Here is a 7999-nt window from a genome sequence, read left to right as displayed (position 1 = left end):
ATCTTTCCCGCACCGCAGCAAACGAGCAAAGCCTGACAAGAAAGGCACTCGCGCTCAGTTCGGTACGCCTCTCTCTGCGCCAGCAACACGTTGTTTTTCAACAATATCGGCAGGAGGCTGTCATTCGCTGCAGTCTGCGCTAAGGTCCGTTCCGCGCAAACTATGCGGTGGCAACTTCTGTCATAGTATTGACTGTTCGAACGGCCATCGCGTTCTTCCTGTCGGCAGTCTTTCAGCTTTGATGCAACCATCAGAGAGATGCTACCTTGTGTATGCACTTTGGCGTCGTAGCGACCGCACAACCAAGCTCAGCACGGAGAATCTACGTTTTCTTCAAGGCACGATGGGCTAGGGTACAATTCTGCAGCAGAAAAGCAGCTCGGAGTCTGCCACTGAGATCCGAAGAGCTTTACGCCCGGCTTTCATTCGTCAACAAAAGTGTGCGCTTCTGACAAACCCTTGGTAACGGCTTCGACAAGAACCGTGTTCATACTATGCGATTCCAGCCATGCTTTGGGGTCCTCGTAGAGAAGCGGGTCGAGCTCAGCCAGTCTATTGAGAGCAACTCGTGCGGCTGTTTCATTTGAGAGTTTGCTGTGAGCGATGGCAAGCAAAGCCTGGCCAAAGGACCAGCCGTCAGTGGAGGCGTGTTCCGCATCTATGGCCAGTTCCTCCCATTCCTCTCTAAGCAGATGGTCCGCGGCCAGCAAGTGAAAGTAGAACGGCGGTGGCGCAACAGAGCGGTCTATCGCGCGATGCATAATTGGAACTCCCTCGTCGAAGCGACCTGCTATACCATAGCGGATCGCTAGATTGGCCAGTGCGGCTGGATCGTTGGGGTTAACTTCCACGGCCCTTTGTGCAAACTCGATCGAGCGCTCCATATCACCCGCATATTGCTCAACATGGGACATCGCCTGAAGCGCGTCTGTATCTTGGGGATCCAAGTCGATAGCGCGTGCCGCTGCCTCTTTGGCAAGGGCAAAGGCCGCGTCCCTTGAAAGCACTTTCTCATGACCGAACCGGGCAGCATCATTGCGCAGGTAGGCCAGCATTGCCCATGCGCGAACGTATTCCGGGTCCTCGCGAACGGTCGCTTCCAGACAATCCCGCGCAGCCTGATATTGATCTCGATGGTATGTTCTGCGGTAAATCTGTGCACTCGCGACACACGCAAACCCTCGCAGTGTTGGGTCGTTTCGATCCACAAGTCTGTCAGTGCGAACATCGCGGAGCGCATATCCGTATTGCTGCCCTATTGTCGAAGCGATCTGCGCAGAAATCGTGTCCTGAATTTCGGTTATGCTCTGGCCATTGGTGCCCTCGGCATAGCGCTCGCTCCATAAGACTTCGAAATCATCCCGCCGCACAAGGTTGGTTCGGATAAGTAACTCGCCGCCATCGCGCCAAACGTCGCCGGTCACTGTAAACTCAGCGGTTGGCTGATGGATTTCGAACGACGTGGTCCCCGAGCCCTGCGCGACTTGAGCAGATGCAATATGCACTGCAAGATCCGGAAACTTGATCAAATCCGCAGCAAGCTCATTGGTCAGGCCCGAGGCGACAAGCGAAACAAGAGCGTCGTCCGTTCGAACTTCAAAATCCTCAACTAGAATGGAAACTTTTTTGTCGGGCCTCTCGGCTATTGCTGGTACAGGGCTATCAGGTCTCTCGTACCAGAAACCAAATCCGGCCAAAATGACTAGGCACATGACCACCAGCAAAGCCAGTCCCGTGTAGAACCTTGTATTAGGCTTCGACACTTGCTCGTGGTCGACAACCTCAGTCGCCCTGGGATGAACTGCCTCGGGCACAATCTGTTCTCGTGCGGAAAATTTCGGAATGTAATGACCTTTTGGAATACTAATGCGGATCGGGTCATTGCTACCTCGCCCGACATAGTAGTTGTCGAGATCCCTGCGCAGCTTTCGGGCTTCGAGCCGCACGACCGGGTCGGCTTGCTGATCAAAATCAGACCCACGCCCGAAGACCGCGATTGCGATAGTGGTCGCCTTCAGTTCGTTCTCGCGACCCGCCAAGGCTTCCTCGACAATGTATGCCAGCATCTCGCGACGCCGGGCACTGGACTGCAGTCCACTATAGTCAAGTATTCGTTCGAGTTGTCGACGTATGTCCTCTTCGGACATCTCCAAACGTGTCGGCCAATGACTGCTGGTCACTTTTGTCCTCACTGGTCCATAGAACCCTTAAGAAAAGAAAATAGAAGTAACAAGCCATCTGGCCATACTTTTTTTGGCCTGCGAACTGCATGTATACAACATGTAACAACGTTCTAATCCACGCCTTTTGATGCTGTGGTCCGGCAGGAGCACAACGGATAATGGACGCTTTTCTGGAAAATTTGATTGACAGGTACCCCGAGCAAGGTGAGCGGATCTTTGTTCAGTTTCGTGAGGACCCAGTATTCCGGTCAATCTGTGAAGAGATGGAAATAGCCGAACAAGCCATAATACGCTGGAAAAATCTTCCGCCTCGCGCGGCAGAATATGAACAGATTTTGAATGAGCTGAATATAGAATTTCGGGCGTATCTCACTTCTGATTGTCATCGGCAGACGAAAGATAATCAGGGCAGTTCGGCGGCATCAAATGGAGAATAATTAAGTGGGTTACGCGGAATGCAAATCTTCGGGCCGGACAGAGGACCGGATGCTCCTGTCAAGGCTGCGCAGATTGTCTGCTTTGGTAGCTCTCTTCACAGCTACCATTGCAACACATGCAAATGCTCAGGAAGACCTCAGCGAGATCAACAACGGAACCAACCCAACGCTGCTGACAACGCAGTTTGGCTTCCAGTATCAGTTCAACCAGATCAATTCCGACCTGAACACCGGCCTGTTCGAGGCCTTCTACACGCAACCTTTCGGTGAGGGTGGAAAACGGGCGTTCCGGATAACCGTCCCAGGCTCGGACAGCCCGTTCAACGCAAACCCCATCTACGGCGGAGAGCCAGGGGTTGAATTCACATTGGGCGACATAAGCGTAACCTACATTGACGTTTTCCACCTTACCGAAAAAAACGGGGCCGCTTTCACTTTTGAACTGTTTCTGAACACAGCGGAAACCGAAGCCGCCGGGTATGGGCAATTTGCCGGTGAAACCTCGGCCTTCTACGCTTGGTTTCTCAACAACGGAGCAATTTTCGCCCCAGCCTGGGTTCAAACATTCGGATTGGAGGGCGGGAATGATCAAGGCCAGAATGTAAACACGACCACGATCGACTTCTACTATGTTCCCAAGCTGAAGAATCCGCGTTTCTACCTGACATTCGATCCCGCAATCATCCACGATTGGGAAACAGACGCGACATTTGGCAGCCTGCAGGTGACTGCAGGCATGTTGACAGGCAAGGCATTTGGCGGCGATGGTCAAGTGTTCATCAAGCCTGGCATTCTCTTCGGCGGTGACAGACCGGCTGAGTGGTCTGTCCAGGTCGGATACAAGGTGCTGAATTTCTGATGCCGGTCCACTTTATTGCTGCCTGCCTACTTCAAACCCGCCCCACCTCCAGGCGCTCGAAACAGTTCTACGCGGAGCAGAAATGGGCCGTAAGGGTCCCCCGTCTCAATTTGCAATTTTCACAGCGCGGCACAACTCCACCCCTGAACTACCCAGTGCAATCACAACGAAATTCGTCCAAAATCTGAAAATGAGGAAACCAATCATGTCCAACAAAATGTTGACCTATTTTCTCTGCACCACGCTCGCGGCAACTCCGGTCAGCGTTCTGGCACATGACGCCAACCATGCGGTCGTCCCAGCCGGCGTAATCGGCGAAATTGAAACCACCAACGTCAGAATGAAATTCGACAATGTCCTTATTCGAGGTGCGCAGATATTCAATGGCTGCGACGAGGAATTGTCAGAAGCCGACGTGCTGGTCTCTGGCCAGCTGATCCAGAAGATCGGCAGCGACATCCCGACACCGGAAGGCGCTTTCGAGATCGATGCCGAGGGTTATACGCTCATCCCAGGCCTGATCGACAACCACTGGCACGGGATCTTTGCCGAGGCCACCATCGCCCAATTGGCACTGACCGGCGAGGGGTACTGGAACCTTCTGGCCGCCAAGGCGCAGAACAACGCGCTTGCCCGCGGCTTCACCACGGTGCGTGATACTGCTGGCCCGATGTTCGACATCGCCAAGGCAACGAACGAGGGTCTGATCGACGGACCTCGTGTGTTTCCCTCGGGACCCGCGCTGTCGATCACAGCGGGCCATCAGGATTTTCGCATGACGCGAGATGTGCCGCAGGGCGCCGGCGAATTGCACTCCTTCGAGCGAGGCAACATGTTCTACATCACGGACGGCGTACCGGACGTTCTCAAGCGCACGCGCGAAAACCTCATGCAGGGTGCCACCCAGATCAAGCTGATGGCGGGCGGCGGTGTCACCTCGGCTTACGACCCGATCCACACCATCCAGTTCACCGATGAAGAATTCAAGGCTGCTGTCGAGGCGACAGAAGCCTGGGGCACCTATGTGACCACCCATGCGATCAATGACGAAGCGGTTCGACACTCCATCGAAAATGGCGCGCGCAGTGTTGAGCACGCGCATATGTCGACTCGCGAAACACTGCAGATGTTTAAGGACAACGATGTCTGGCTCAGCATGCAGCCATTCCTCGATGACGAAGACGCACCGGCCCTGAACGAGTTCCAGAAGGCCAAGTACAAGTTCGTCACTGACGGAACCGATTTCGTCTACCGCACCGCCAAGGAGTTGGGCCTGAAGATTGCCTTCGGTACTGACACGCTCTTCAGTGCGGACCTTGCGAAACGTCAGGGCGCGGTGCTGGCGAAGATGGAACGGTGGTTTACCCCCTACGAGACGCTGAAGATGGCCACCTGCGACAACGCCGAATTGCTTAAGATGTCGGGGCTGCTAACGCCCTATCCGCTCGGGCCGCTCGGCGTGATCGAGGAAGGTGCCTATGCAGACATGATCCTCGTCAACGGCAATCCGCTGGAGGACCTGCAACTGATCAGCGATGCGAAGGCGAATTTCGGCATGATCATGAAGGATGGCACCATATACAAGTTCGACATGGAGTGAGCATCATATCGCGTAGAACCGTGATTGCCTCTGTTCTTGACCTCGCGGCGTCGATCGCGGGGGCGCAGGATCAACCTGCCAGGCCCATTGTTATTACCAACGTCAACGTTTTCGACGGTTTGAATGAAGAACTGATCGATGGCGCCAATGTCGTGGTCTCTGGCAAATTGATTGCATAATTCACTACTGAGGAGGTCGCAGTCGCAGGGGGGGCAGGTCATCGACGGTGGTGGTCGCACGATGATCCCTGGCTTGACCTGAACCTCCCATACTGAACTGGTCCACCGTTATGCTTAGGAAACGGAGGACCACGAATGGCAAACAAGAGACCAAAGCCCGAAGAGATTGTCTTAAAGTTACGGCAGGTTGAAGTTCTGATAGGGCAAGGGATGTCCCGTCTTGATGCGATCAGGCAGATTGGTGTTGTTGAGCAAACCTATTACCGCTGGCGGAAGAAATGAGCCGTTGAAGGCGCCATTGGTTCGAGCACAATGGCGAGCGGCGACGAGAGGGGCTGAAAGTGCCAGTGAAACAACCGAAGAAAGGGCGGCTCTGGCTGAACCCTCTCGGGACATTGCTGCGCAATGCCCTGCCGGGCAGTGGATGGGTCTTGTGTTCGGCTTAGGCTGGAGTATAGCAAACACGTGTGGTCCTATGACTTTGTCCATTGCCGAACCGATGATGGCAAAGCTTTCCGGTCGTTGAACATCGTTGATGAGTACAGTCGGGAATGTTTGGCTATCAGGGTCGAGCGGAAGCTGAACTCAACCGATGTAATCGATGTCCTGACAGACCTGTTCATACTTCGCGGCGCGCCGAGTTTCATACGTTCAGATAACGGGCCGGAATTTGTCGCCCAGGCTGTCCGAGACTGGATCGCTCCCGTTGGCGCCAAGACAGCTTACGTCGAACTTGGCAGCCCGTGGGAGAACGGATACTTTGAAAGCTTCAACGGCAGGTTCAGAGACGAGCCGCTCCGGTCTTAGGTAGCAAATGCACCAAATTGCCATCTGGATGGCTGGCGAGATCTCGTGTGGAATGGCGGCATGTCGAAACCACTGATTGTTCACACGCTGACAGAGAAGCGGGCCGAGATACTGGGCCAGATTAAAGCATACGAGGCGCAGATCGCACATGCGAAGCACGATCTGGCGCATGTGAACGCGACAATTGAGCTGTTCGCCGCACCTGAACGGCGGCGTGCCCGGTACATTGTGAGCCATGGGTTCTTCGAGAAGGGCGAGATCGCGGATATCTGCGTCCGTCATCTTCGGGTCGATGCCGAGCTGACCACGCGAGAGCTTGCCAAGCGCGTAATGGTGGAGCGCAACCTGAACATCTCAGATACAGCGCTCAGAAACTCGGTGGTCTTCAAGGTCGTCCAGGCGCTGCGGCATGCCAAGCGACGAAAGCTCGTCAAGATGATCGAGAAGAAGAAAGGTTTGTGTGTCTGGGATGCCGGCGACGCCGTCACGTTGCGCGTCGTTGCCAATACCCCTTCCACGACCGGCTGACCGGCGACGCGAGCGCACCACCTATCAGGCAATCTGCCAGGCGGCCATTGCGCTCCTCCCGATGATCCTCGAGCCAAGCCGCATGAGCCGCGTATGCATCGAGATATCTTCCTTCGACCTTCAGATGTTGTCCGCCAATCATCCGTCTAAGCCGTGAGAAGAAGCTCTCAGCAAGGTTGGTATTAACTCCTCTGACGCTGTAACCCTCTGAATGATTGACTCTTTGCATGTCGAAGTCTGTTTCCAGAAGATCCCAGTACGCAACTTCATCGGCCGAGACAACGGTGTCTGGAGTGATCCTTTCCCTTGCAAAATCGACGCCTTGCGCCTCCCGAAGAAAGGTTCTCGTCACCGTTCGACCGCCCCGCTGGCGGAGTACGACAACGGCTGGAATCTGGCGGTCCGACGTATTCTACAATGGCCCAAGGCCGCTCTGCCTCTGGAAACGCGTCAGAATGTCATCACTTTTTCGGTGACCGCGATTCCGGCGCCATTCCAATCTGATCTTGCAAAGCTGATGCATCGTCTGTCCACACCAGACCCGCTGGCAGATGACGGTCAGAACAGAGCACTCCGACCTGCAACCCTGTCTCAATACCAAAGACAGTTGGTTCGGTTTGCCTCCGAAGTCGTTCATGCTGGTCTCCCGATCACGGAGATTGGAGGTTTGGAGATCCTGATCGATCCAGTGTTCGCGGAACGTGGTCTGCGCCAGATGTTAACGCGTACCAACAACCAGACCACAAAGATGATCAGCGAGATCGCCGCGTTGCTCCGCAACCTGGCCCGGATACTCAATGCACCCGAACACAGCCACACCATCAACATGTATTCCGGTCTTGAGGCACGGTCGGCAACACGTGCCTTCGCGGACCTGATAGACGCGAAGAAAGGGTGCCGCAAATGAGCCTGGTTCTACCTATCGCCAATTGGCCCGCGTCCGACCGGGATATGTGGGACAGGCTTCAGAAGGCGGCCGGACCGCTCGACGATTGCGGCGCCCTCGCTCATCTGCGCGCAACCTCATTTAAGACGCTGGAACTTCGCTATGCCCGATGGCTGCAATGGCTGATTACTAGTGATGTGGACTCAATAGCCCTGACTCCGCCACAACGCGCGACCCTGCCGCGCCTTTCCGCTTGGCTTCGGGACCTCTCACACACCCGACCGATGACCCGGTTGATGTTCATTGATGGCGTGTTGCGTATTCTGATCGGGCGGTCTCTGGTGCGTCCATGTTGCGTCCCGGGCTGCAAGCACTCTTCAATGCAACTCAGGAAGGACGGGTTGATCTGATCTTGGCAGAGGCGCTGGATCGGTTGAGCCGGGACCAGGCAGACATCGCTGCGATTTTCAAACGCCTGAGCTTTGCAGGGGTCGGCATCATGACTCTGACCGAAGGCGAG

Annotated in this window: 9 protein-coding genes and 2 pseudogenes; 9 read left to right on the top strand and 2 right to left on the bottom strand. The window is 55.1% G+C overall.

Annotated elements, in window-relative coordinates:
- Positions 1-422: 422 nt before the first annotated feature.
- Positions 423-2066: a hypothetical protein gene (locus AC2FLZ_RS21285; RefSeq protein WP_496882742.1), complete on the bottom strand. Its 1644-nt coding sequence runs from the start codon at positions 2064-2066 to the stop codon at positions 423-425.
- Positions 2067-2341: 275 nt separating this feature from the next.
- Between AC2FLZ_RS21285 and AC2FLZ_RS21280 the strand changes: the two genes are divergently transcribed.
- The 7 genes and pseudogenes from AC2FLZ_RS21280 (at position 2342) to AC2FLZ_RS21250 (ending at position 6593) form a co-directional block, all read left to right on the top strand.
- A complete protein-coding gene (locus AC2FLZ_RS21280; protein WP_480556037.1) occupies positions 2342-2620 on the top strand; it encodes a hypothetical protein in 279 nt (92 codons plus the stop codon).
- Between the two features lie 49 nt (positions 2621-2669).
- Positions 2670-3479, top strand: coding sequence for a hypothetical protein (locus AC2FLZ_RS21275; RefSeq protein ID WP_480556038.1), 810 nt, complete (start codon positions 2670-2672; stop codon positions 3477-3479).
- A 220-nt stretch (positions 3480-3699) separates the two neighbouring features.
- Entirely contained in the window at positions 3700-5079 is a 1380-nt protein-coding gene (locus tag AC2FLZ_RS21270; protein WP_496882741.1) for a metal-dependent hydrolase family protein, read from the top strand.
- Entirely contained in the window at positions 5076-5258 is a 183-nt protein-coding gene (locus AC2FLZ_RS21265) for a hypothetical protein (RefSeq protein WP_480556040.1), read from the top strand. The genes AC2FLZ_RS21270 and AC2FLZ_RS21265 overlap by 4 nt, the downstream gene beginning before the upstream one ends.
- A gap of 135 nt (positions 5259-5393) precedes the next feature.
- Positions 5394-5540 carry a hypothetical protein gene (locus tag AC2FLZ_RS21260; RefSeq protein ID WP_480519233.1) on the top strand — a complete coding sequence of 49 codons (147 nt, stop codon included), beginning with the start codon at positions 5394-5396 and terminating at the stop codon, positions 5538-5540.
- Between the two features lie 41 nt (positions 5541-5581).
- Positions 5582-6056 (top strand): annotated as a pseudogene (locus AC2FLZ_RS21255) (DDE-type integrase/transposase/recombinase); the annotation flags it as partial.
- A gap of 69 nt (positions 6057-6125) precedes the next feature.
- Complete coding sequence (locus AC2FLZ_RS21250) at positions 6126-6593, top strand: hypothetical protein (protein ID WP_480519235.1); 468 nt, start codon at positions 6126-6128, stop codon at positions 6591-6593.
- Here the strand turns inward: AC2FLZ_RS21250 and AC2FLZ_RS21245 are convergent.
- Positions 6550-6945, bottom strand: coding sequence for a transposase (locus tag AC2FLZ_RS21245; RefSeq protein WP_496716304.1), 396 nt, complete (start codon positions 6943-6945; stop codon positions 6550-6552). The two genes, AC2FLZ_RS21250 and AC2FLZ_RS21245, sit on opposite strands and share 44 nt — an antisense overlap.
- A gap of 120 nt (positions 6946-7065) precedes the next feature.
- On the opposite strand from AC2FLZ_RS21245, the gene AC2FLZ_RS21240 reads away from it, so the two are divergent.
- Together AC2FLZ_RS21240 and AC2FLZ_RS21235 are read left to right on the top strand one after the other, a co-directional pair.
- On the top strand, positions 7066-7500 hold the full coding sequence (locus tag AC2FLZ_RS21240; RefSeq protein ID WP_496882740.1) for a hypothetical protein: 435 nt from the start codon (positions 7066-7068) through the stop codon (positions 7498-7500).
- Positions 7501-7804: 304 nt separating this feature from the next.
- Positions 7805-7999: pseudogene (locus AC2FLZ_RS21235) on the top strand (recombinase family protein); the annotation flags it as partial.

The organism is Ruegeria sp. YKSF131 (assembly GCF_059612645.1).
Note: the sequence above shows the minus strand (reverse complement) of the source record. Positions and strands in the feature narration are given on the sequence as shown.

Excerpts from the sequence above, each read along its gene's own strand:
- AC2FLZ_RS21285 (WP_496882742.1), bottom strand. The coding sequence starts at position 2,066 with ATGCTGGCATACATTGTCGAGGAAGCCTTGGCGGGTCGCGAGAACGAA.
- AC2FLZ_RS21280 (WP_480556037.1), top strand. The coding sequence starts at position 2,342 with ATGGACGCTTTTCTGGAAAATTTGATTGACAGGTACCCCGAGCAAGGT.
- AC2FLZ_RS21275 (WP_480556038.1), top strand. The coding sequence starts at position 2,670 with ATGCTCCTGTCAAGGCTGCGCAGATTGTCTGCTTTGGTAGCTCTCTTC.
- AC2FLZ_RS21260 (WP_480519233.1), top strand. The coding sequence starts at position 5,394 with ATGGCAAACAAGAGACCAAAGCCCGAAGAGATTGTCTTAAAGTTACGG.
- AC2FLZ_RS21250 (WP_480519235.1), top strand. The coding sequence starts at position 6,126 with ATGTCGAAACCACTGATTGTTCACACGCTGACAGAGAAGCGGGCCGAG.